The organism is Sporosarcina sp. AD_1 (genome assembly GCF_057373025.1).
In genome coordinates, this window is sequence record NZ_JBPVIR010000003.1 from 426250 (window position 1) to 451230 (window position 24981).

At 46.2% G+C, this 24981-nt stretch carries 24 protein-coding genes; 10 read left to right on the forward strand and 14 right to left on the reverse strand.

Annotation, left to right across the window (positions count from 1 at the left end):
* Positions 1–35: 35 nt before the first annotated feature.
* Entirely contained in the window at positions 36–416 is a 381-nt protein-coding gene (locus ACSW3C_RS08350) for a VOC family protein (RefSeq protein ID WP_486562016.1), read from the forward strand.
* Positions 417–554: 138 nt separating this feature from the next.
* Here ACSW3C_RS08350 and ACSW3C_RS08355 read toward each other — a convergent pair whose 3' ends face one another.
* On the reverse strand, positions 555–1736 hold the full coding sequence (locus ACSW3C_RS08355) for an MFS transporter (protein ID WP_486562018.1): 1182 nt from the start codon (positions 1734–1736) through the stop codon (positions 555–557).
* A gap of 15 nt (positions 1737–1751) precedes the next feature.
* Entirely contained in the window at positions 1752–2177 is a 426-nt protein-coding gene (locus ACSW3C_RS08360; RefSeq protein WP_486562019.1) for a MarR family winged helix-turn-helix transcriptional regulator, read from the reverse strand.
* A 671-nt stretch (positions 2178–2848) separates the two neighbouring features.
* Between ACSW3C_RS08360 and ACSW3C_RS08365 the strand changes: the two genes are divergently transcribed.
* The 4 genes from ACSW3C_RS08365 to ACSW3C_RS08380 are packed head-to-tail and all read left to right on the forward strand — an operon-like array spanning position 2849 to position 6328.
* Positions 2849–3790, forward strand: a complete 942-nt coding sequence (locus ACSW3C_RS08365; RefSeq protein ID WP_486562021.1) for a metal ABC transporter solute-binding protein, Zn/Mn family — start codon at positions 2849–2851, stop codon at positions 3788–3790.
* The gene (locus tag ACSW3C_RS08370) at positions 3790–4518 is read left to right on the forward strand and encodes a metal ABC transporter ATP-binding protein (RefSeq protein ID WP_486562022.1); all 729 of its coding nucleotides are present in this window, start codon (positions 3790–3792) and stop codon (positions 4516–4518) included. The genes ACSW3C_RS08365 and ACSW3C_RS08370 overlap by 1 nt, the downstream gene beginning before the upstream one ends.
* A gap of 2 nt (positions 4519–4520) precedes the next feature.
* Complete coding sequence (locus ACSW3C_RS08375) at positions 4521–5447, forward strand: metal ABC transporter permease (RefSeq protein WP_486562023.1); 927 nt, start codon at positions 4521–4523, stop codon at positions 5445–5447.
* 2 nt (positions 5448–5449) lie between these two features.
* On the forward strand, positions 5450–6328 hold the full coding sequence (locus tag ACSW3C_RS08380; protein WP_486562024.1) for a metal ABC transporter permease: 879 nt from the start codon (positions 5450–5452) through the stop codon (positions 6326–6328).
* A gap of 50 nt (positions 6329–6378) precedes the next feature.
* Here the strand turns inward: ACSW3C_RS08380 and ACSW3C_RS08385 are convergent, their stop codons facing one another.
* From ACSW3C_RS08385 to ACSW3C_RS08400, 4 genes are all read right to left on the reverse strand, one after another.
* Positions 6379–6825, reverse strand: a complete 447-nt coding sequence (locus ACSW3C_RS08385) for a hypothetical protein (RefSeq protein WP_486562026.1) — start codon at positions 6823–6825, stop codon at positions 6379–6381.
* 24 nt (positions 6826–6849) lie between these two features.
* A complete protein-coding gene (locus ACSW3C_RS08390; protein ID WP_486562027.1) occupies positions 6850–9969 on the reverse strand; it encodes a DEAD/DEAH box helicase in 3120 nt (1039 codons plus the stop codon).
* A 92-nt stretch (positions 9970–10061) separates the two neighbouring features.
* Positions 10062–11693 carry a hypothetical protein gene (locus tag ACSW3C_RS08395; RefSeq protein WP_486562029.1) on the reverse strand — a complete coding sequence of 544 codons (1632 nt, stop codon included), beginning with the start codon at positions 11691–11693 and terminating at the stop codon, positions 10062–10064.
* Entirely contained in the window at positions 11686–12483 is a 798-nt protein-coding gene (locus tag ACSW3C_RS08400; RefSeq protein ID WP_486562031.1) for an ABC transporter ATP-binding protein, read from the reverse strand. Before ACSW3C_RS08400 ends, ACSW3C_RS08395 begins: the two co-directional genes overlap by 8 nt.
* A 173-nt stretch (positions 12484–12656) precedes the next feature.
* Between ACSW3C_RS08400 and ACSW3C_RS08405 the strand changes: the two genes are divergently transcribed.
* Both ACSW3C_RS08405 and ACSW3C_RS08410 read left to right on the forward strand, forming a co-directional pair.
* Positions 12657–13622 (forward strand): hypothetical protein, encoded by a 966-nt coding sequence (locus tag ACSW3C_RS08405; protein WP_486562032.1) that lies wholly within the window; start codon positions 12657–12659, stop codon positions 13620–13622.
* Positions 13623–13895: 273 nt separating this feature from the next.
* A complete protein-coding gene (locus ACSW3C_RS08410; protein WP_486562034.1) occupies positions 13896–14156 on the forward strand; it encodes a DUF2188 domain-containing protein in 261 nt (86 codons plus the stop codon).
* A gap of 37 nt (positions 14157–14193) precedes the next feature.
* On the opposite strand, the gene ACSW3C_RS08415 is transcribed toward ACSW3C_RS08410, so the two are convergent.
* Positions 14194–14373, reverse strand: coding sequence for a hypothetical protein (locus ACSW3C_RS08415; RefSeq protein ID WP_248510733.1), 180 nt, complete (start codon positions 14371–14373; stop codon positions 14194–14196).
* Positions 14374–14522: 149 nt separating this feature from the next.
* Here ACSW3C_RS08415 and ACSW3C_RS08420 point away from each other — a divergent pair, with 149 nt between their 5' ends.
* Positions 14523–14831, forward strand: a complete 309-nt coding sequence (locus tag ACSW3C_RS08420; protein WP_486562036.1) for an antibiotic biosynthesis monooxygenase — start codon at positions 14523–14525, stop codon at positions 14829–14831.
* Between the two features lie 60 nt (positions 14832–14891).
* On the opposite strand, the gene ACSW3C_RS08425 is transcribed toward ACSW3C_RS08420, so the two are convergent.
* The 5 genes from ACSW3C_RS08425 to ACSW3C_RS08445 form a co-directional block, all read right to left on the reverse strand.
* Complete coding sequence (locus ACSW3C_RS08425) at positions 14892–16400, reverse strand: S-layer homology domain-containing protein (protein ID WP_486562037.1); 1509 nt, start codon at positions 16398–16400, stop codon at positions 14892–14894.
* Between the two features lie 237 nt (positions 16401–16637).
* Positions 16638–17879 carry a copper amine oxidase N-terminal domain-containing protein gene (locus tag ACSW3C_RS08430; RefSeq protein ID WP_486562039.1) on the reverse strand — a complete coding sequence of 414 codons (1242 nt, stop codon included), beginning with the start codon at positions 17877–17879 and terminating at the stop codon, positions 16638–16640.
* Between the two features lie 146 nt (positions 17880–18025).
* Positions 18026–18586 carry a GNAT family N-acetyltransferase gene (locus ACSW3C_RS08435; RefSeq protein WP_486562041.1) on the reverse strand — a complete coding sequence of 187 codons (561 nt, stop codon included), beginning with the start codon at positions 18584–18586 and terminating at the stop codon, positions 18026–18028.
* 15 nt (positions 18587–18601) lie between these two features.
* Positions 18602–18943: a zinc ribbon domain-containing protein YjdM gene (locus ACSW3C_RS08440; RefSeq protein ID WP_486562042.1), complete on the reverse strand. Its 342-nt coding sequence runs from the start codon at positions 18941–18943 to the stop codon at positions 18602–18604.
* A 67-nt stretch (positions 18944–19010) separates the two neighbouring features.
* Complete coding sequence (locus tag ACSW3C_RS08445; protein ID WP_486562043.1) at positions 19011–19844, reverse strand: DUF2785 domain-containing protein; 834 nt, start codon at positions 19842–19844, stop codon at positions 19011–19013.
* Positions 19845–20026: 182 nt separating this feature from the next.
* Between ACSW3C_RS08445 and guaC the strand changes: the two genes are divergently transcribed.
* Complete coding sequence (gene guaC / locus ACSW3C_RS08450) at positions 20027–21010, forward strand: GMP reductase (protein WP_486562044.1); 984 nt, start codon at positions 20027–20029, stop codon at positions 21008–21010.
* 82 nt (positions 21011–21092) lie between these two features.
* On the opposite strand, the gene ACSW3C_RS08455 is transcribed toward guaC, so the two are convergent.
* Complete coding sequence (locus ACSW3C_RS08455; protein ID WP_486562046.1) at positions 21093–22646, reverse strand: sensor domain-containing diguanylate cyclase; 1554 nt, start codon at positions 22644–22646, stop codon at positions 21093–21095.
* A gap of 146 nt (positions 22647–22792) precedes the next feature.
* Positions 22793–23104, reverse strand: a complete 312-nt coding sequence (locus tag ACSW3C_RS08460; RefSeq protein WP_486562048.1) for a hypothetical protein — start codon at positions 23102–23104, stop codon at positions 22793–22795.
* Between the two features lie 165 nt (positions 23105–23269).
* Between ACSW3C_RS08460 and ACSW3C_RS08465 the strand changes: the two genes are divergently transcribed.
* A complete protein-coding gene (locus tag ACSW3C_RS08465) occupies positions 23270–24937 on the forward strand; it encodes an ABC1 kinase family protein (RefSeq protein WP_486562050.1) in 1668 nt (555 codons plus the stop codon).
* The last annotated feature ends 44 nt before the right edge of the window (positions 24938–24981 follow it).

The following is a 24981-nucleotide window of genomic DNA, read 5'->3' on the forward strand; positions in this document are numbered from 1 at the left end:
GTAAGATGAACGTAAGAAGGAAAGGAGTGATGAGGATGAATCAAACAATTACTAAAATCGGGCAGATCGCTGTTCCCGTAAAGAACTTTGAAAGAGCGGTTTCCTTTTACGAAAACGTACTCGGCGTGCCTAAGCTGTTCGAGGCAGGCCAATTGGCGTTTTTTGATTGCGGTGGCGTTCGTTTGCTGCTGAGCCCGCCAGAAAAAGAGGAATTTGCGAATGCCAGCTCCGTTATTTATTTTCACGTGGAACATATTGACGAAGCGTATGCTGATTTCAAGGAAAAAGGCGTTCATTTCACAGATGAACCGCACTTAATCGCCAAAATGGGTCAAACCGAAACATGGATGGTTTTCTTTACGGATACAGAAGATAACACACTTGCCTTGATGAGTGAAAAGGTTGTAGCTGAATAATGAAAAGGTGCCCGATCGATGGAGGGGCTCCTTTTGTTTATGCTTCTTCCGCAGTCTCGAAGTATGTCTTCTGCTTTTGCCTTTTCGCTGGGGTGGCCGCACATGGTTTCTCATGTTGTTCACCTGTCCATCTTTAACTTATTGCTTTGCTTCCATCGTACCTTTTCCACGTTTCCCGAACAACAAAACAAAGACGAACAAGGAAAGAAGCACAACGGCAGTTAACGTCAAATACATACCGCTATAGCCTGTGTGTGGGATGACCTGGCCTAAGAAATAGGGACCAAAACCGAAGCCGCAATCCAAAAAGATATAGAACGTGGAAGTGGCGACGCCGATTCGATCCATTTCAATCCCTTTCAGGGCGATGGCTTGGGCACATGATTGGAAGTTCCCAAAGCCCAGCCCGATAATCGCACCTGCGGCGAGCAGCATAAAACCATTATGCGCTTGGCTCAGCAGCAATAGGCCTCCAGCAAACAAGAGCAATGCCGGATAGACGATAAACTTTGCGCCCTTCTCATCTAATAGCTTGCCTGAAAAAGGGCGTGACAGCAAGACAACAAATGCATACACGAGGAAGAAGAAACTTGCCGCTTTTACGACATCAATTTCCTTCGCATAGAACGAAAGGAACGAAAGAACACCTGAATAGGATAGTCCGACGAATAAAGTGATGACGGAAATAGGCAATGCTCTTTTTTCGATAAACTGGGAATGGCTTTTTTCCTTCACACGAACAGCAGCCGGTGCAGTTTCTTCTTCTCTGACGAAGAAAAACATGAGCATATTAATAATACTCAGCACGAGGCAAAGCCAAAAAATAACTTGGAACGGATAATGCTGGCTCATGAAAATTCCGAGGAATGGTCCGATAGCTGTAGAAAGAACGGTACTCATACTAAAATAACCGATTCCCTCCCCGCGGCGGGTCGGCGGAATAATTTTCGCCACCATCGTACCGGTCGCAGTTGAGGCAAAGCCAAGCCCAACGCCATGAATTAAACGGGTTGCAAGAAGAAGAGGCAATGTTGCAGCGCCAAAATAAAGACCTGTACCAATTAAAAAAACTACTAATCCGATGAATAGCAGTTTCTTGCTGCCGATTTTGGCAATTAAATTACCTGATCCGATCCTTGCGATCAATGTTCCGATAATAAAAATTCCCGACACGAGACCCGCTGTACTCGTTGAAGCACCGAACTCCTCTACAGCGTAAGGCGCTATGGTCACCATGAGTAAATACATGACAAGCATAATAAAGAAATTGATGATCGAAATAATAATAAAATCCTTTGTCCATAAACTTTGTTTTTCCATCGACTCACTCTTTCGTTAGTTTAGATTTTCTTGGATGTTTTTCAAGACGGCCGTGGCGATTTCAATGTTTTCTGCAGGAACGCCCTTCAAAAAACCTTTATATAACGTATCCAGTTTCCCCATGATCTCATGGCATGCGGAGCTGCCGAATTCCGTCAATCGGATCCATTTTTCGCGCTTGTCCTGCCCCGGACGCACTTCGATATACGTCAGCTCCTCCAGACGCTGCAGAATTTTGGTGACACTCGGTTTTTCCACCTGCTGCTTCGTTGCAATTTCTGCCGGCGTCATGTCGCCCTCTTGCAAAAGTAATTTTAGGATGGTCCACTGTGAATTAAATAATCTGTATTCCGCAAGGACGGCATTTATTTCATTTAGCATCGGTCGATGCACTTTGGCGTATTGCCCGAAAAATTGCAATTCCCTTGTTGTAATGTTCAACGCCTCCTCATAAATAAATTCATTAGTTAGCCTAATTAACTATACTAGTTAATCATAATTCAGCTTTATTGTCCAGTATTAAATATTTCCTGCATCAATCGTAAGTAAAGCAATCCCTTGACGATGAATCCATATCTATTTCTATTCTTACCTGTTGACAAACTTTATTTATCGTATTATTTTTAACTTACTAACAGTTTCCTCAAGGAAACTTATTACATTGCCTGAAGGAGTGATTATCTTCTAACGTTTACGAAATTACGATATTGCACCCAGAGAAAAGCTTACTACTCTCAATTCAGCTTCTCACAAGTCTCCATAATCCGACATATAGTAAAGACAGTCATTACAAATGTGGAGGTCTTAGGTTTTCAACTCAAAAACAGCTAGGCAGTAACACTGGCTGACTGCCCCGTTTACTCATTCAGCCTTTCAATTCTTTGCCTGTAAGCGGCTATATTACAGTTTATCGCCCATGGCTTTATGCTCGGAGTAAATAGCTTTCGTCCTTGTCCTGTAGATGGGACCGGCCTCTCAGTAAGAATCAAATGTTAATGACCAAACGTCCAGTGTCTTTGATTTTTGGAAATTGACACTTAGCGGTATAAATTTTTTTATTATATTTGTTGCACAAGGGAAACACTATCAACATTGATTTAGGGGGAAAGGAAATGAAGAAAAAGTACGGCGTATTATTAATTGCCCTATTCTCAGCGCTGCTTATGTTAGGGGCTTGTACAGAGAAAAAAGCGAATGAAGTGGACACGGAGGGTAAAATCCACATTGTGACGACGATCGCGCAAATCGCAGAGCCGCTTTCCATTATCGGAGGCGAGCATGTCGCGATAGAAAGCTTGATGGGACCCGGCGTCGATCCTCACTTGTATAAAGCGACGCAAGGAGACATAAAAAAGTTGGAAGGCAGCGACATCGTTCTATACAGCGGTTTGAACCTGGAAGGAAATATGACAGAAGCATTCGATAAAATCAGCAGTAAAAAACCGGTTCTTGGTATTTCTGAAGCCATTCCGAAAGATAAGTTATTGCACGACGAAAATGGAGCGATCGATCCGCATGTGTGGTTCGATATTGATCTTTGGAAGATGTCACTGGAATCTGCCACAGAAGAACTAAAAAAATATGATCCAGACCATGCGGAAGATTTTGATGCCAATAAAGAAAAATATTTTAAAGAATTGGATGATCTGATCGCAGAATCTAAAGAAAAGCTTGCAGAAATCCCAAAAGAGAAGCGCGTTCTCGTAACAGCCCATGATGCATTCGGTTATTTCGGCAGAGCGTATGACATTGATGTAGTCGGCTTGCAAGGGTTAAGCACTGAAGATGAAATCGGCATTTCCGACATTGATGACACAATCTCTATCTTGCTGGATTATAAGATTCCTGCAGTATTCGTGGAAAGCAGCATTAACCAAAATTCCATAAAAGCAGTTATAGAAGGGGCAAGTAAAAAAGGTTTGGACGTCAAATTAGGCGGAGAGCTGTTTTCCGACGCTATGGGTGATGCAGGGACGGAGGAAGGTACGTATATCGGAATGTATAAACATAACGTTGACACCATTCATAAGGCACTCTTAGGGGAGGGAAATTGATGTCAGTCTTAAAAGTGGAAGATTTATCTGCTTCCTACCGAAAAAACAAAGTGTTATCTGATGTGAATTTTAATGTGAAGCCCGGATCCCTGACCGGTATCGTCGGTCCGAACGGTGCTGGGAAATCAACCTTGCTGAAAGTGATGCTGGAATTGCATCCTTCGCTTTCTGGCAAAGTTTCGTTTTTTGATTCAACATTGGCAAAGACCAAAACGCGCGTCGGTTATGTCCCGCAACGAGGTTCCGTCGACTGGGATTTCCCGACGAATGCTCTTGATGTTGTGTTAATGGGACTGTATGGGAAAATCGGATGGTTCAAGTGGCCGTCCAAAAAGGATAAGGAATTGGCATTGGAATCACTGGCCCAGATGGGTATGGCCGACTATGCCGATCGCCAGATCAGCCAATTGTCAGGCGGCCAGCAACAGCGCGTCTTTCTAGCACGGGCACTCGTCCAGGACGCCGACCTCTATTTCATGGATGAACCGCTGGTTGGTGTCGATGCGGCGACAGAAACGGCCATTATGACGACGTTGAAACGCTTGAAATCTGCAGGCAAAACCGTCATGGTCGTCCATCATGATTTATTGACGGTGGAGGATTATTTCGATCATGTCATGCTGCTGAATCGGACGATCGTGGAATACGGGAAAACCGAAGAAGTCTTCACGAAAGATAATGTCCAAAAGACATACGGTGGCTCCCTGCGCTGGATGAAGGAGGCGTAATAATGCTGGACGTATTTTTATCTCCTAACGCCCAATGGGTTCTTTTCAGCACATTGATTCTCGGAACGGCCGCCGGCATGGTCGGATGCCTGTCGTATTGGAAAAGGCAGAGCCTCATGAGCGACGCCTTATCCCACGCGGCGCTCCCTGGTGTGGTTATCGCCTTTTCGATACTCGGCTACAAAAATCTGCCCTTCATGATTTTCGGCGCCGCTGTCAGTGCATTTATCGGTGCCTGGCTTATCCAGTTAATCCGCTCCTCCAGCCGGGTGAAGGAAGATGCCGCTATGGGGCTTATCCTATCCGTCTTTTTCGGACTCGGTATCATGCTGCTGACAGTTGTCAGCCGAAAAGGCGGCGGGAATCAAGCGGGGCTGGATAGCTTCATCTTCGGCCAAGCGGCTTCGATGGTACGGACGGATGTTTATACAATGATGGCGGTCGCCATTGTAATCATTGCTGTTGTCGTTATCTGGTTCAAGGAATGGAAATTGTTTCTGTTTGATCCGGATTTTGCGAAAGGACTGGGCTTGTCAAACCGACTCATGGATGGCCTTTATTTAGCGATGCTTGTGCTCGTGATCGTCATCGGCATCCAGGCAGTCGGCGTAATCTTAATGGCTGCCTTGCTCATTATTCCACCGGTCAGTGCCCATTATTGGACGATATCCTTCAAACGGATGCTGGTGCTTTCCGCAATTTTCGGCGGCGGCTCGGGCTTGCTCGGCACATTGATCAGCACAATGGGGAAAGGATGGCCGACCGGTCCTTTTATCGTCATTGCCTCCGCTTCCATCTTCCTCATATCGGTAATAGCCGGCACGCAGCGCGGTCTATTGGTCCGGGCTCTTCAATTACAGCTGCAACGGAAGCAACACAGGTTGGAAAGCCGGCCCATCCCTCGCCAGCCCGTCAAGGAGGGTAAATAACCATGAGCTATGAAGGATGGATTTTACTTACCGCATCCTTAGTCGGCATTTCGTGCGGCATTATGGGGGCCTTTCTCATCTTGCGCCGGATGGCCATGATGGCGGATGCTATTAGCCATACTGTCCTGCTTGGCATTGTCACCGCCTATTTGATCACCCGCGAGCTGAGTGGATGGCATATGCTTGTCGGGGCTATCATTGCAGGGCTGCTGACTGCCGTATTAGTGCAGTGGCTCCACTCGCTCGGCGTGCAACAAGATGCCTCAATCGGCGTTGTCTTTACGACTTTGTTCGCTATCGGAGTCATCCTGATCGCAACGAAAACAGGAAACGTTCACTTGGATGTGCAACATGCCTTGATGGGAGAAATCACGTTTGTCCCTTGGCAGACGATGGCGGTCCCGCTGCTTGGCGATGTGCCGCAAGCCACTTTCATCTTATGCATTGTCCTTGCGATTGTACTGGTGATGATTCTGGCATTTTATAAGGAATGGAAGATTACGACATTCGATGCGGCGCTTGCGGCTAGTCTCGGTATTCCGGTCATGCTTATGCATTACGTCTTCATGACCCTTGTCTCGATTACGACTGTCGCATCCTTCGATGCAGTCGGTGCCATCATGGTCGTTGCCATGCTGATCACGCCAGCAGCAGCCGCTTACCTCTGGACCGATAAACTGTCGATCATGCTCGTACTCAGCGCACTATTCGGCGTCCTTTCCGCAATCGGCGGATACTATATTGCCTCTTGGATCGACACATCTATTTCTGGATCCATGGCATTTGCGACCGGCATTCTATTCCTTATCAGCTTTATCGGATCGCCGCGTCATGGATTCATCTCCCGCTATATCCGTCCTGCCACACTGGCGAAGGAATAAAAAAGATGAAGGGGATTTGTTCAAATCCCTTTCATCTTTTTGTTTAACGCTCATTGACAAGCCGAGCCATCTGATGCGCATAGTTCCTTATATGCGATCGCTTTCAGGGCAAGCAGCTCCTCTTCGGACAAGCGGCTTTGCAGCCTGTTCATTAACTGCTGCTGTTCTACAGCTGTCATCCCGTTTCTTGCTTGGCTCTGCAGTTCATTGAGCTCGGACATATTGAATTTCTTTAGGAGAGCCCTTGTCGCCTCCTCCTTCGTTTGGAAAGGCAACTTGGACGGATCCGCATTCTTTCCTTCTTCAATGAACGCCCGCAACTCCGGATCATTCTTCACTTCCTGCCTGATGGCATCCATCTGGCCGCTTGACTCCAGTTCCGTTGTCACCTTGTCCATCACCTGATCAGCGATGAGGTTGGTTCCAATAAAATACACACCAACGGCGAGAATTCCCAATACGATGACAGTGGCAATGAAAGCTTTTAGAAATCTCATATCCGTTCTCCTTTACTGCTTCATTCATGTTAACAATTCCACAATATCTTCCTCGGTTAAGGACATTACTGAATTTCCTTGCGAATCAATGATTTCTTCAATTAGGTTCCTTTTTTTCTCCTGCAGTTCATTCATCTTGTCCTCAATCGTGCCGCGTGCAACGAGTTTAATCACTTGAACCACTTGCTCCTGGCCAATCCGGTGGGCACGGTCTGCCGCTTGTTCTTCCACCGCCGGATTCCACCATAAATCATACAAAATGACCGTATCAGCCCCGGTCAGATTAAGGCCTGTTCCGCCTGCTTTCAATGAAATCAAAAACAGGTCACGCTCTCCAGCATTGAATCGCTGGCATAGCTCCAGCCGTTCTTCAGCAGGCGTCTGGCCATCGAGGTAGAAAAAGGGCACCCCTTGGAAAGCCAAATCCCTGCCGATCAAATCCAGCATTTTGGTGAACTGTGAGAAAATCAAAACACGACGTCCTGCCAGTTGGGATTCCTGGATGATCCGCTTTAGCTGTTCGAATTTTGCCGAGCTCCCTTTATAGCCATCGACAAATAAAGCAGGATGGCAGCAAATTTGCCGCAGTCTCGTCAAGCCGGCGAGAATCCTAATTTTATTCTTCCGGAGTGTGTCCTTATCCAAATGCTTTAACGTATCATGCCGCAATTTTGCCAAGTAGGCCGCGTACAACTTCTTCTGCTCTGGCAGCAGTTCAGCAGAATCAATCGTTTCTATTTTCTCCGGCAGCTCTTGCACAACATCGCGTTTCATCCGGCGAAGAAGGAACGGACGAATCCGACGGGCCACTTCTTTTCGCTGCAGCTCACTGAACTCCCGCAATCCCCCGAATAATTCGGGCAGGATCACATGGAAAATGGACCACAGTTCCTCCAGTGCATTTTCCACTGGCGTGCCAGTCAACGCAAAACGATGGGTTGCCCGAATTCGTTTCACTGACCTCGCCGTCATCGTAATCGGATTTTTGATTGCCTGCGCTTCATCCAGAAACATCGCATGGAACGTCAACTTTTCAATCCACTGGATATCCCTTCGCACAAGGGGATACGAGGTGATGATGACATCTGCCTCTTCCTCCAGCTGCCATAACTTCATTCTCTTTTTACGGTCGCCGTCCACGATGACGGCTTTCAAGGCAGGTGCGAACTTCTCCACTTCTTGCTTCCAATTATATGTAAGAGAAGAAGGGCAGACAATGAGGACAGGCTGTTTCCCGCGGCGGATGGCAGCTAGCTCAGACAGGATGAAAGCAATGCTCTGCACTGTTTTACCAAGCCCCATATCATCGGCCAAAATGCCGCCTGCTCCAAACGCGGCCAATGTTTTCATCCAGCGATAGCCTTGCTTTTGGTACGGCCTCAAAACGGAATCCAACACTTCAGGAACCACGATGCTTTCTTCCGGATTTTTCAGCTTGTCGAGGAACGCCCTCGCGGAATCCTCAACTGAAAATGCCTCCGCCTCTTCTCCGGAATGCAGCAACCGGATGCCTCTTACAAAAGGAACCGTCAGCCCTTTCTCCAAGTCTTCCAGGCTTTCCGGAAGTTCATTCATCATCTGCTGCAACCGCTCAAATTCCTTTGTTTCCAATGAAAGAAGCGTACCATCCCGCAACCGGTAGTATTTCCGCTTTTCTTCAAGAGCCACCAGCAAAGAACGGATATCCCGGTCTGCAATACCATCCATCTCGAATTTGAATTCCAGCCAATTGGTCCGATCCTCAAAGGCTTTCACACGGATCCGCGGCTGCGGGTGTCCCTTGAAGATCCGGTTTCGGATAGCTGTTGTTGCATAGACGCGAACATACTGCTGAAGCTTTGGCAGGATATGATAAAGAAAGGCATACTCCAATTCTTCATTATGCAAAAAATAGCCTTCGTCTGTTTCAGCAAACTGGCTTTCTTTCATGAGCCTTAAAATAGCCTCTTCCTTTTCGATGTCCCGCAAGACTGTCGCCTTTTTCGGCAGCTCCCGATCTGCTACAGGATTGATGACGATATGACCGTACTGAAATTCCAATCCGGCCAATAGGCGGTTATTCAAACGATCAATATAGAGCTTCGCCACTAAGGGGGATTGCACCAAACGACTCGTAACGGATGGATCAATTTCCATCTGGCCGATGCTTCGAAGACCCGGAACGACCTTTTCCAGGAAGAACCCGACTTGTTCACCCGGAATGGCAATATGCCTCGCTTGCGCGGTCTTCAGCATCCGTTCCAAATCCGCCAGTCGTTTGCAATCTTCGGGTGCGAGCCGAAAGCTATCCCCTCTCTGCACGACAGTCCGGTATGCTTCCAAAATGACCACTTCATCCATACCGTCTATTTTCAGCAAATGGTCCGCAGTTTTGGATTGAACAAAATGAAAGCGAATCGGCAACGTGCCTTCTTTGCGCTGAAATAGATATCTGGCTCCCGCCGTCTCCAAGTGAACCTCGGTTGCATCCAGCAGCGGTAGCACTGCTTCCCATGCATAAGGAGGAATAACCAGCATGGAATCAGGGATTGTGATGTCCTCATGTTGATCTGTTTGAATCGCAATAAGCTGCTGCAATACGGCATCCGTTTCTGCCAGGAAGCAGTGGATATGCGGGTCGTACAACTCATTTGGCAGGCCTCTGTCCAGTTGACGGAGAAAACGCCCAATAGGTTCCACCTTATGATTACCAAACCAGATTTCAACACCGAGAAGCGGCCCCTGGCTTGTCACGATCGGTTTGAGGATAAATTGCAATGATTTCACCTGGCGTCTTTCAAAATGCCGCTGATGTTTACTAGGTGGGGCGGCGGGTTCTTTAAAAAGAGTGAGCAATTCATCTGCCAGTTTTGCGCCATTCCCTTCCTGTTGCGCGATGGCAAGCAGGACGGCGGCGACATGCTGGCATTCGTATTTGTAGGAAGTACCAAGCGAAGGACAGCTGCATGACGTTTTCATTTCATTACCAGCAGTGAATTCAATCTTCACTTGGAACGGCTCATTGCCGTGTACAATTGCTTCACAGCGACTGGAATCTAGAATGGCAATGGAGACTTTGCCTGCTTGAACATACGACTTCCCTCGCCGATATGACACAGTACCACACAAATCCGTCACCTTTTTATCTGTAATGACTGGAATCATTCTTCTCGCCCCCCTGCTCCGTCCTAATTCGGTATCCTTCATTATACGCGAACAAAGGCTCCCTTTACAGTCCGGAGAATGAGGCAGACGCTCTACTGAATAACTGTCCTTTTACGAAATGCAACATGCCATGTAATGGCTGCAGAAACAAGCAGCAGAGCAATATAGACATAGATCCCAAAGGAAAAACGGTTGGCAAACGAATGCGCAGCAACAAATAACAACGTAAGCAATCCAATCAAAAACATCTTAAATGAACCGCCATCCTGTGCAAATTGGAAGGACAACGAGAAAGGAAGGGAATCCCGATCCATCATCAGATAAACAATCGCTGTAAACAGCACGCCTCCCAGTGCCACCGCAATGAGATCCGGAACGACAGAAACAGAGAAAATGCCGACGAAAATTATTGATAGAAAGAGGAAAACTGGCGCATACATAGTTGTCAAAAACGCCTTCAATGTCCCGCTGAATACGATTTGGGGCTTTTCAATCGGTGCCGCTTTAAAAATCCAGCCCCCTTTATAGCTTCCTGAATATTGAAGCATATGGACGACGGTCGGGATAATGAAATTGAGGAAATAGATGAATAGGAACATGCTTCCTGTGCCGATCTCTGCCAGAGACCGCGCCCTGAGCTCCATGATGATAAAAATGAAAGGAAACACAATTCCCATCGCCAGTACAGGATAGACTTTCAGTTTAAATTCCCTCTCCTGTCGCATCATTAATGTTGCAAACCGGAAAAAGACCCTCTCCTCTTTGGAGCGGCACGTCATCTTGGCCAGCATTTCAATGATCCGATGGGGTTTCCTCTTCCGTTCCTTCGCCACGCCCATCAATTTATCAAGACTCCGCTCAAAAGCAGGCATTAAACGGATATACAACAGGACAGCGAGGATCGGTACAAGCACCCCGAGAATGGAACCGAGGACAATGCCAGCGGAGTAATTTCCATTAAGAAGCATTTCAAATGTGGAACCATACCATAATGGCGGCAGCAATAGATGCCACCAGCTGAACGTATAAGAGATATCAAAATTTACAATATCAAAGGATCGGGCTACGACTTGATAGCCAATAATTGTTCCGACAGATAGAAGGATCTGCACATAATTAATAATATCCTTCAGCTTTTCTCCATCGAAAAATCGCAGCACGGCCAAGTAAAGCAAGGAAGTGATGACAATGACAAGCGCGATGGTCAACCCGATATCCACGAGAAACAGCAAGGTAAATAGAATACCTTTTGTAAAGAGACTGACCAATATCGGCAATAGCAGAAGCGAGCCGCTGACAAAAAACATGTAAATGAGAATATGCAGTATTTTAGCTGCATTGATTGTCTTGCTGTCGACCGGTTTCGTATGCAATATGTTTTTATCCCGGATATCCAGCAAGACGGAAGAGAAATCCGCGATCATCGTCGTGGATAATATGAAAACGATAATGCCGAAGCTGATGCCCATTTGAAAGACTAATTGATTCCCGAAAAATAAAAAAGGAGTGATCAACAGGCCATATAGTGCGTAAATCCACAGTGATTTCAGGAACTGGTTGCCTTCCTTTTTCCCCCGCGTATCATTAAAAATCGTCGGCACTCTTCTGCCATCTATCGTCAATTTCATTCGCAGGATAATCAAAAGAGCATTATAATCGATTCCGAGTTTTAGTAACAAAGGCTTGAACAGCGAAATGACTTGAAGGGATCGGTACTCACGCATCGGCATCCCCATCCTGCATAATGGAAATGAAACGGGACGCCCGTTCCCCATGATCTGTGAAGCCCGTCAATTGATTGAAAATACCGGACAAGGTGCCTTCCTGGCTTAAATCTTGCAGCTCCTCAAATGTCCCGTCTGCGATTACCTCTCCCTTAACGAGAAGGACAATCCGGTTGCTGATCTTTTCAACGACATCCATAATATGCGATGAATAGAAAATCGTCTTTCCTTGTTCCGCGAGCTGCGCCAGCATTTCCCGGATGATCATCATACTGTTGGCATCCAAGCCGCTCAGCGGTTCATCAAGAAATAACAAATCAGGATTATGCAGCAAACTAGATGTGATGAGCACCTTCTGCCTCATTCCTTTTGAAAAAGAAGAAAGTCTGGTATCCATTACACTAGTGAGATCGAATTCCTTCAACAGTTTTTCGGCCTTCTGCTCTGCGTAGTGGCGTTCCATCCCATAGAGCTCCCCCGTAAACACTAAAAACTCCATCGCCGTCAAATTATCGTAAAGCTCCGCCTGTTCCGGTACATATCCGATTCTTCTCTTATATGAAATATCCCCTTGGGCAATATCCTGGCCGAACAGTTCAACCGTCCCTTGATAGTTTTGAATCAAACCGAGCATTATCTTTACCGTCGTACTCTTCCCCGCTCCATTCGGTCCAATATATCCTATGATCTGGCCGCGCTTCACTTCCAAATTAACTCGGTTCAGCACCAGCTTTTCGCCATAATCCATCGTCAAATCTCGCAAGACTAATATGTTTTCGGTTGTTTCCATACACACACCCCGTTCCTAAAGATTCTTTCTTGTTAGTTTATACGAACGAAATTGGAAATGGTTCCCTGAGGAAACGATGAGAAACTTCTTATGAAACTCTCATTTTCCTCACAGAGTCCTCTCAAAATGCGGCGGTATGATAAGGACATACCAAAACAAAGGAGACGATGAACATGAACAAATTACTAGCAACTACACTAAGCGCAGCACTTTTATCAGCAGGAGGATTCAGCGCAGCCAACGTACTACATACGGACAAAGTGGAAGCGGCCCAAACGCAGCAAGTAACTGGCTCATCCCAATACGGCTCCAACTATCAACTACAAATCGCAGCCGATACGCTAGCACAACTTCCTGAATACGCAACAGTGGCAAGCAAAGTCGATGTTTCCGGCCTCCAAGCGAAAATTACAGAGGACTCCAACTACAAGCGTGTCATTCTCTTCAAAGAAGCGAACGGACAAGGCAAATACAAATCCATCTTCGTGAAAAGCACAAACTCGCTAGAAGTGATCGACTTGAAAGCAGGACAAGTATTCTACGGTACTATCACAACTGACGACACAGCACCGGCACCCGAAGCAAAACCGGAACAACCGGTTCAAAGCGACATCAGCTCATTATCGGAATACGCAACGCTCGCTTCTAAAGTCGACGTCGCCAGCTACATAGCAACAGTTGTCGAAGACAACTTCAACAAACGAGTAATTGTTTTGAAAGACGACAATGGCCGTGAGCAGTTCAAGTCCATCTTTGTGAAAGAAACAAACACCTTGAAAATCATCGACACAAAAGGCGGCCAGATCTTCTATGGCGTTATCACTTCAGCATCAACACCAAGCGCGGCTCAACCAGTGGAACAACAGGCAGCTCCTGCAGTCGCTGCGCCACAAGTGAAACAACAAGCAGCTCCTACAGCAAGCGGCATCAGCGCGCTGCCTGAATACAACAAGCTCGCTTCCGTCGTAGATGTTGCAAGCTACACGGCGCAAATCGCAGAAGACAACTACAGCACACGCACCATCTTATTAAAGGATGCGAACGGCAGCGTTCAATACAAATCCATTTTTGTGAAACGGACTAACATGCTCAAAGTCATCAATACACGCGGCGGCATGGTATTCTACGGATCTCTATAAGAGAATATGATAAGGAAGGAAGCAGGCGCTCTTATGCGTCTGCTTTTTTAGGGTGTGTGGATCGGATTAGTTGGGGTTATCGGTCGCTTTTCTGAAGTTATCATTAATTCCGGTTTTACCATACAGCCCGCGACGTTTCCAGCAGTCTGTCTTTCTGCCATTCTCCAAACAGCACAATCCTTCCAGTTTTGATTTCCATCAGGCGGGTAATGAATGATTACATAATTGATTGTCTCTGTAGCATTACCAGTTTAGCAGGAAGGAGGTCGTTGTATGGCTGATCACCAAAAGCGTGACCAAGAAGAATATTTCGAGGATCGGGCTGGTACAGACGATGCTCGGTACCATGTTGTTCCGCATGATGAGGACGGCTGGGCTGTGAAGAAAGAAGGCAACGAAGACCCGGCTTACACGTCGGGATCGCGCGATGAAGCAGTCGAGGAAGCGAAGCGGATGGCGCAAGAAGCCGGCACAATGGTCTATCTTCACGGTGAGGATGGCAAGATTGAGAAACAGCTGGAATATGGTGATTGATTGAAAAAATGCCCAGGGTGCACTCCCTGGGCATTTCTTATTGTAGTTCCTGATAGTCCTTCATAAAACGACCGCCGTCTTTGACGTCAGAATGATATAACGCTTTTAACGCAAAGCTCTTTTCGAGTTCATGTTCCTTCATAATTTGCTGCAGTCGCTTGGACAGCTCCGCATTGTTTTTTACGAGACGCTCCATTTTCGGTTTGGAGTATTGCATTCGGCATCCCTCCTACTTCTTACCTTACCATGAATCCCTATTTATAAACGATCATGACGTAAATATTTTCGTAAGGTTAGACATCTAAAGCACTTCATACTACAATTGAAAATGATTATCAATATCATTGAATGCAGGGGGAATGCTTCATGTTTTATCAAATTAAGAAAATGATTGTTAAGGAAGGGACATCTTCCATTGTCATTGACCGCTTCAGTGGTGAAGGATTGATTGAAAAGCAACCCGGTTTCGTCGGTTTAGAGGTCCTTCTGAAAGAAGTGCGCCGCGGCGATGAGGAAGTTCTTATTGTCGTCCGTTGGCAATCAAAAGAGGATTGGAAAAATTGGGAGAAGAGTCCCGAGCATATCGCGGGCCACAAAGCGAATGCCGGCAAGCCGAAGCCTGATCACATTATCGAAGCGCAGCAGTCTACTTATGAAACAAAGTTATCCAAGTAACTAGCTCTGCTCTTTTGAAAAAAAAACAGCCGGCCCTTGCAAATGGACCGGCTGGTTTCATTATTTCAAATATCTTCTCGCACCTGCGTAATTGGTTTTGTAAATCCCTGCGTTAATCGAGATGATTTCAATCTTCCTTGAGGAATTCGGTGCATGAATCATTTTCCCATCTCCAACGTACATGGAAACATGATACACTTTCCCTGTCCCGCCATTATAACCAAAGAACATGAGGTCCCCTGGCTGCAAATCGCTTCGTTTCACGGCCGTCCCATGTGTCGCTTGGACAAACGAATCTCGGGGAATTAAAATTCCATGGTTCCGGTACACGGCATACATTAACCCGGAGCAATCATACCCGTACGCCGATGCACCAGCCCAAACATATGGCAGTCCAAGATACCGCTTGGCACTGTCGACGATGTCTTTTTGAGTTGGTTTCGGTATAGATGCGTAGGAATCGTGCACTTTCACGTCCGCTTTACGAATATATTTGATTCCATCCGTGTTCGTGTTCACTTTCAGCCAATCGCCTTCCTCACTTAGGACCGTTAGGATTGTCGAATAGCTGATGTCCATGAATTTGTATTTGTTGTGGAGTTTTGGCTCCTTGTACAATGTCGCGATTTTTGCTTCCACGATGGCAATCGGGCAACCTTCATAGTTAGAATAATATTCTTTCACATGTGATTTCGGCACCCATCCTTGATAGCCGTTTTTGTGTCCGGTCTTTACTTGGCTCTTCACTGCAATGTACAGCCAATCCCCCTGCGACTTGATAACTTCTACTTCATCACCATACAACGCCTGGGTGTCCGTCCGTCCGACAAGCCACAATTTTTGCACGACGTTCATACTCTTTGACCACTTTGCCATATCCGGCATCGGAGCGATGGAAATATGGTCCATTGAACGGGTCTGATTCGGTTTATGCCACACATTGGTCACCGGAACACGTATCGCATACTGCTTCTGGTTTGAAGGATGATAACATGCTTCGAACTTCGGCTTTAAATCAGGATTTAGAATACGCGCCAAAAATACAGCAAAATGCGATTTAGTTAAAAATCCCGTCGGCTTGTATGTATTATCCTCGTATCCCTTCGTCACGCCGTTTGCAAACAGGGTCTGAATGGATGGCGCTGCCCAATAGGTCGGGTTTACGTCTCTGAAAAGATAGTCGCTCGTTCCTTTCAAATCAAATGCGTTCACTAAAATGGAAGCCATCTGTCCTCTTGTCAAATTGTCTTGCGGTTTAAATTCGCCCTGTTCGTTTCCACCCATGATTCCGGCTGCCACTATAGCTTGAACAGTTGCATACCCTTCATCCCCGGGGCTCACGTCGGGAAACGAGACATCCGGCAAGTCCTCAACCGGCAGCTGCAACGCTTTCACGATCATTTCAGAAGCTTCCAGTCTTGTAATCAACTTTCCTGCTCCAAACGTTCCGTCCGGCATGGCTGTAACGATCCCTTGACTCGCTAGATATTCAATTTCCGCCTTGGATGAGTGAGTTTCACCGACGTCTGGAAATAGTGGAGCGGCTAATGCTTGAATAGAGTGAGCCAACGTACACAACACAACAACGAGCGACAGTAACAATTTTTTCAGCTGGATCGCCTCCCTAAGATGATGTTCATTTCCATAATTATACGGTACATCATGAAAGGTAGATAGCTATTTTCATAAAGTTATTTAAATTTGCAAGACGTTGAAACCGTATGACAGGAATCGAACGAAATATACCCTTGATTGCGCGGGCTTTGTAAGTGTCCGCAATCAAGGGTACAGAGAGACAGTTTCTTCTTAATCAATAAATATCGTTTTCAACGCAGCATCCCAGCGTACGGTTCCATTATAGGATTCCTCCACTAGTTGAAGCGGAATCATGGCATTCCCTTTGATCATTTTCGGCGCTGCCGGAAGCGTTATGGACTTTCCTCCGACAGTAGCGGCTTTCGAGTTAATCGTCATTTTGACGGCTGGATTCGAGATTGTAATGACATCTCCTTTTTTCGTCAGCTTCATTTCCGGGTTAACGTTCTCAAATACAGCTCTTACCGGGACGTACACGACATTGTTTTGAATGACCGGCTGATGCGGTAAAGCGATCCATTTCCCTTTCATCATAATTTGCGGTTCTCCGAGATCCGGAATGAGATCACTGAATGTGATGCCTTCGCCAAAGTAGTTTTTGCGTGCATCCGATATTTCCTGCAAAGTCTTTTGGCGCTGTTCTAAAATGCCGTTGATCGTTTTTGATTTTTGGCTCAAGATATCATTCGATGTTGTTGTACTAATTGTCGTAATGTCTTTTTTCGTCTTTTCGCCAATCGTTTGAATTGCTTTCGTCTCTCTTTTCAGAATGGAATTCCACTCGGCAAGGGCCTGCTTTTGTGTTAATTTACCCTGCCTATACTTTTGCATGACGCTTGCCAATGAAGTCGGGCTGCTTTGGTGTCGCAGTTCAGACATAGGGCTGGCCAGGCTGTTCGCGCTGACCGCTTGGCGATAAAAGCTCATCGGGCTGGCGAGCGAATGTTCATTCACAGCGTTTCTGTATTTCATCATAGGACTCGCCAATGAATCTTCATTGATTGCGCTTTTATAATGCGACATCAGCCTTCCTAAGGAATTCGGGTTGATACTTTGCGCATAGTTTTGCATGGGGCTGCCCAATGATTTGGCATTAATCTGACTCTTGTAGGTCCGAAGTTTGGATGAATATTCTTTATTGGCGCCAAACTGGGCTTCCAGCTTCACCACATCCGCTTCGAGAAGCTGGCTTAACTGTGCCAAATCATCACTGGTCTGCTTCGCAAATGTGTCAAAAGAGGCTTGCTCCTTGTCCCGATATGCCCGATATTCTTTATTCGTTTCATCCCGGTACTTCTCATACGCTTTCACTGCCTTCTTTTCATAGGAGGTATATTCATTTCGGACCTGATTCATCACCTTATTACTCGCTGCAGCAGATGCATTGGCAGTCAGCCCAAGAAATAAAGTGCATGCCAAAACAAGGCTGGCCGCCTTACGAATGCCTTTCATCTCACCATCTCCTTACCAATGATTTACTATTAAGAATAAAGGAACGCTTCCTTGTTTGGAATATGTAGGAAGCCCCATTACACTTCCTATGTTTTTCGTCTCATAAAACGAAACATGCCCGCCTTCTCATCAGGCGAGCATGTTTGTTATCGTGTATTCCATTCAGTTTGCAGTAATGCATACATAAAGACATCATCGAACTTGTCCCCGGTCCGCTCGTAGTTGCGCAGCAGACCTTCCCGAAGAAAACCGAATTTCTCCACAAGCTTCTGGGAAGCCACATTGGCCGGATCAATCAACCCTTGAATGCGCATCAGGTTCATCTCCGTGAAGCCATATTCTAAGACGGCCCCAAAAGCTTCTGTCATGATCCCGCTACGCCAATGTTCCTTTGCAAGTTCTGCCCCGACCTCGGTACGTGCGTGTCGCTGGGCATAGGCCAAGAAACCACAACTGCCTATCACTTGCTCCGGCTCGCTCTTTAACGTGATCCCCCAGCGAATGCCGGTGCCATTTTCAAAGATGGAGCGATACCATTCAATCTCCTCTTCCGCCTCACTGACGTGCGTGAATGGCAGCAATCCGTAATACTGCATTACTTCCCCATCCGATAGATAACGAAAAATTGCCGGAGCGTCCTCTTTTGTCACTTCCCGTAATAAAAGCCGTTCCGTCTCTAGAACTGGAAACTGTTTACCGTTCATCATTTCCCCACTCCGAACTTAGATCTTTTTCACAAATTCCGTCTTTAATTGCATCGGGCCAAAGCCGTCAATTTTGCAGTCAATATCATGATCTCCTTCGACGAGACGGATGTTTTTCACTTTTGTCCCCATTTTCACTACGGAAGAACTGCCTTTTACTTTCAAGTCTTTGATGACCGTAACGGTATCTCCGTCTTGCAAGAGATTCCCGTTTGCATCTTTAAACACTTTCGCTTCTTCCTGCTCCGCTCCTTCAGCACCAGGCATCCATTCATAGGCACATTCCGGGCACACGAGCTGATTTCCGTCTTCATATGTATATTCTGAGTTGCATTTTGGACAGTTTGGCAAAGTAGTCATGCCATATTCCCCCTCACCTGTATAGATGGTCCCATCGTACCATGTTCCTTTCACATGGTCTACATCACTACAGTGAGAACCACTTCTGTATAAAATGGGAAACCACTTGCTGCAAGCCTGGTGCCTGATGATGCATCTTCAAGGCAAAATAGAATGTCTTCATGAAGTGGAGGGTGTTTGTTCTCGCTTGGAAGAATTGGCGGCTGTAACCACTTCTAGACTTTTCAACTCCCAGCCGGTCAAACACTTGCTCCACCCACTCCACGAGGACCTCTTCAGGATATTCCTTTTTCACCAACGCCATGACGACATCTACAAGACGCTTGTCTTCATCGTCCGTATAGACCGTTCCTTTCCAAAAGCTGTCGCTCACCCCTTGCAACAGGACAGGCATAAGCCGTTTTTCGGTAAGCGGATGCCCTGCCATCACTGCAGCGAGGTCTGCTCCATGTGCGATACTGTGCGCCCAGCCTTTTCCTTCTACAAATCCACGAACATCGTTCTCCTGTTGCAAATACGTTGAACACCGTTCCATAACCAAACGTCTCACGGCTTCCTCCAAATAAGGAGTCTCTTGATCAATCGTTAGCAATCCGGCTAACCAAAGGGAGGCGAAAGAGCGTGTAAAGACGCTGTCTGTATTCATTTCACCTATGGCATAAAACAATCGCCTATCACTGATCAGCTCTACAGCCAAGTTCTCCATAACTTCATTTTCTATCAGCTGCTCCGTAAGCATGATAATAAACAGCCTATAAATCTGCTCATCTCGCAAAACGGGGTCAATTGAACCGATTTCTTCCAGCATTTGATCCAATAATTGCCCGCCACTTTCCTTCATATAGTCCATTCGCTCTTCCGGACTCATAGCAATCACTTCTTGCAAAGTTGTCTTTAACATCTCTCCAGCCCCTTTATCGTGTTCCTCCTATTATAGACTTTGCCCATAAACAGGTGTAGGAATTTTCAACAAATGTTTCATCCGTAAAACGGTTGACTTCAGTTACAAAATGATGTAAATTACAAAAGTACGAACGTTAACAATTAAATTTAAAATAATATTCGCCTTTAGGAGTGTTATATATGGATGCAGTATTCGATTATGAAGATATTCAATTGATTCCCGCAAAATGTATTGTCAACAGCCGCTCGGAATGTGATACATCGGTCAAGCTAGGAAAACATACTTTCGTGTTGCCAGTCGTTCCTGCCAATATGCAGACGATCATTGATGAGAAGATTGCATTGCAGCTGGCTGAAAACGGTTACTTCTATATTATGCATCGCTTTAACCCAGAGACGCGCACTGCCTTTGTAAAAGATATGCATAGCAAAGGATTGATCGCTTCCATCAGCGTCGGAGTAAAAGAAGAAGAATACGGATTTGTGGAGCAGCTTGCAGCGGATGGTTTGGTTCCTGATTACATTACGATTGATATTGCCCACGGCCATTCCAATGCGGTCATCCAGATGATTCAGCACATAAAAAAACATCTTCCTGAAACATTCGTTATCGCAGGAAATGTCGGTACGCCGGAAGCGGTACGTGAATTGGAGAACGCGGGAGCGGACGCAACAAAAGTCGGTATTGGTCCCGGAAAAGTATGCATCACGAAAATCAAAACAGGTTTCGGTACTGGCGGCTGGCAGTTGGCTGCATTGCGCTGGTGTGCAAAAGCCGCTTCCAAACCGGTCATCGCGGACGGCGGAATCCGGACGCACGGAGATATCGCCAAGTCTGTCCGATTCGGTGCATCAATGGTCATGATCGGTTCCCTTTTTGCAGGTCATGAAGAGTCCCCTGGCCAGACGGTCGAGAAGGACGGGAAGCTGTACAAGGAATACTTCGGTTCTGCTTCTGAATTCCAAAAGGGTGAGAAGAAGAATGTGGAAGGCAAAAAAATGTACGTTGAGCACAAAGGTAAACTGCAAGATACGCTGACTGAAATGCAGCAGGATCTACAGTCGTCCATCTCTTATGCCGGTGGCACGAAACTTGATGCTATCCGCACTGTAGATTATGTGATCGTGAAAAACTCCATTTTCAACGGAGATAAAGTCTATTAATAGGAAGAGCTGCCTTTTGCCGGGCAGCTCTCTTTTTAGTTGGAACAAAAAAAGGCAGAGGGGAATCCCCTCCACCTGCTCCTTATTCGCTTTGCTTCGCTTGGACAATCGTCCGATTCCGCCCGGACTCTTTCGCTTCGTAAAGCGATTGATCGGCGAGTTCCAGCAACTCGGCGGGATGCAATGCATGATCTGGAAAAGCGGCTACACCTGCAGATATGGTGACAATTTCACCACAAGGACTGACAGTGGACTCCATTTTTTTACGAAGCCGCTCTGCTATTTCATATGCGCCGGCAGCGTCTGTTTCAGGCAGGAGAATAACGAATTCCTCTCCGCCAAACCGGCAGCAGCGATCTTGCTCACGGGAGACAGCTTTCATTTCGGAAGCCAGGAACTTCAGTACTTCGTCGCCTGTTGAGTGGCCATACGTATCGTTGACCCGCTTGAATTTATCCATATCCAAAATGATCATAGCATAGGGTCTTCCCTGTTCCGTCCATTTTTTCATGTATTCGTCCATCGATCTCCGGTTCCACACCTTCGTCAGCGGATCCGTCGTGGACTGATGGATGAATAAGTTCACACGATCTTGGAAGAAATTCAAACTGTAATTCAATGCTTTCTTCAGCTGATTGGCCTCATAATACCATGTTTGCACCTTGTTGATTTTCTCTTCCTGGCTGTTCTCTGTACTCGTTTCCGTATAGTACGCAAGTTTCTGAAGCGGAAGAGCAATCTGTTTGGAGATTATGAATAACAGGATGAGGACCACCAGAACGAAGGGCAGCGACTTTCCAATCATTTCATTCGTCATGGACACAGATGGCGCAATGGCAGACGTTTTCTCTTTCTGGGACACGACACCCCATTTGGCCAGCGGAATGGTCGCGTATCCCGCCAACATCACTTTGTTCTGGGAGTTCGTCACTTCCATCGCTCCATCATGCCCGGACATCAATTCTTTTATTACTTTGTTGTCATCTATGACCTCGTTGACTCTCTCCGGATCCGGGTGATAAATGATCCGCCCCGACTGATCGACAACATAGACGTAAGAACCGTCTTTGTAAAAATGCTCTCCCAGTACCGTCTGCAAGATGTTTTCTTCTTTTAAATAGATGGTTCCCCCGACTAACCCGAGATACTGTCCATCCGTATCAAAAATCGGCTGAGAAATGAATATGACCAGCCGGCCGGTCAATGCGGTATACGGCTGCGAGATAAACGCTTCCCTCTTTTGCAGTGCCTCTTTTCCGCCGACCGATACAAGCTTCTCCCCTTTGAGCCCCAGCGTCTGAGGGGAGGTCGCCAATATTTCGGCCTCTTTATTGACAATTAACACAGAGTTAAATGTATCCGTTTGTTTCTTTAATCGCTCCGCTTCATGCAGGAGCGCTTCTTCGTCTCTATTTTCAATTAAAGAAGCTAAATTTTCCGAACTCATGTCCAAAATTTGCAACGTCATCGTTAAGTATGTTTCCGTCGAATTGGCCAGTTTATCCGCGTACGCTTGGTTCGTTGCCAGTGTACTATTGATGAGCGTCTGTTTACTCACCCGATACCCTGAATAGATACTACTCACCAATGTAAGAATCACAGACATCAACGCAACCAAAGATATTAAATATTTCAAGGACAGCCTCATGGCCAGTTACAATCTCCTTCTATTTCAAAAATCGCATAATGAATCTACTATACCATTTCTCTTCCTATATAACAGTACTTTTTTGCCAGAATAGAAGAGTCCTCTTCCGATTATTTTCAGAAGAGGACTCTTTTTTATGCCACTTGCACTTCCACTTTCATGTCTAACTCGCACATTTTAAAGTAGTTGGCAAACCTTCTCGTCAGGGCGCTTTCTAATTCCTCACCGGTTTCATCCGAAAAGGCCTCTTGCGTAAACGCCTGAACGCCGCAGAAACAATCTTCCACCGGATTCAGCGCAGTTCCTTCTCCGCCTTCCCCTTTGCTCACAACAATAAGCGATATAGTCATCGCCGTCAAATGGACGACGGTCACATCCAAAATCTTTTGTGTCTGTTCATCCAATCCCATTTGGTCGTACACTTTTACCGTAACACTTTGCTTCATTCATTCTACCCCTTTTATTTGAAATCACTTCCAATTATTACGTAAATCAACAGGTAAAGCAATGGATTTCTGTATTTTCTTTCATTCCACTAAAACGAGTTTAGGAGTCAGCAACCTGCTGTAGGGGTATATACAACCAACTGAGATAAGTTGGAGGGATAGTGGATGTTCAAAAATAAACTAAGACATTCAAAGCGGATGCAGGAGATCATCAATGCTTTTGTAAAAAATGGCCTTCGCCATTTTCTTTTCAGGCTCGGATTAACCAAGCAAGATTCAGCGGACACAGATCCAATCGATCAGGTAAACCTCCATGATATCGGAGTCAAATTAAGGCAGGCTCTGCAGGAGCTTGGCCCCACTTTCATTAAACTCGGCCAGATTGCGAGTACCCGGCGTGATCTCGTGCCACTCGAAATTTCAATTGAACTGGCAAAACTGCAGGACCATGTTGCCCCCTTCCCTTTTGAACAAGTGAAGGAAATCATTGAATACGAACTAGACGCACCAATCGAGGAATTGTTTTCAACTTTCGATCCAGAGCCATTGGCCACTGCTTCCATCGGCCAAGTGCATGCTGCGCGCCTGCCAAGCGGCGAACAGGTCGCTGTTAAAGTGCAGCGACCTAATATCCGGCCTGTCGTTGACACGGATCTTTCCATCTTGGCGGATTTCGCACGCTTTCTGGAAGCCAATACGGATTGGGCAGAAACGTATCATCTTCGTGATATGATCGATGAATTCTCCTCGTCCCTGACCGACGAACTGGATTACCGGATTGAAGGACGCAACGGGGAACGAATCGCCAAACAGTTTGCGGAACAGCCTGACATCCGCATACCCGCTGTCTTTTGGGATTACTCGACTGATAAAGTGCTGACTGCCGAAATGCTGCATGGCATTAAAGCCAATGACGTACAGCAGCTCGATGCAGAAGGGTATGACCGCGGATTGATCGCCCAGCGGATTGTCGATTCGATGTTCTATCAAGTGCTAGAGATGGGTTTTTTCCATGGCGATCCTCATCCCGGCAATATTTTTATCCGTCCGGGAAATATTATTGCTTACATGGATTTCGGCATGGTCGGACGCCTGACCGACGAGCTGAAATTCCATTTCGCCTCTCTCATCGTCAATATGCGAAACGGCGATTCGGATGGGATGATCGAAACGTTTGAAGAGATGGGCATCTTGCCGGATGATCTTGACTTGCGCTTGTTTAAACGGGACTTGGATACGTTACAGACGAAGTACTATGATGTGTCCTTAAATGAAATTCACTTAGGCGCCATTTTTATGGAGCTTTTTCAGGTCGCCTATCATCATCACATTCAAATCCCATCCGAAATTTCAATATTGGGGAAGGCTATCTTAACATTGGAAGGGCTCATCTCGGAACTCGATCCTGATTTCAGCATTATGAAAGCCGTCGAACCGTATGGGGAGAAGCTCATGAAAGAACGATACAATCCACTGAATTTTGCACAGGATTCGATCAAACAATGGATGGAAAACTATCAAATCCTCACTCATTTACCTAAGGATATTAAAGACATCACACGAACGATAAAAAAAGGCAAAATGCAGCTAGATATTAATCTAAAACAAACCCACACATTTTTAAACCGGCTCGATCAGATTAGCAATCGCCTATCCTTCAGCATTATCCTGCTGTCATTCAGCATTCTCATGGTCGGTGTCATTATCGGTTCTTCGATTGCGGGACAACGGAATCTATTATGGGATCTGCCCGTCATTGAGATCGGTTCAATAATCGCGGGGCTCATGTTTGTATTCTTGCTGTACCGTATTTTCCGTTCAGGCAAAATGTGATGTCGATGCCATTTTGGTAGGTTAATAGGTTTCATTATGTTGAT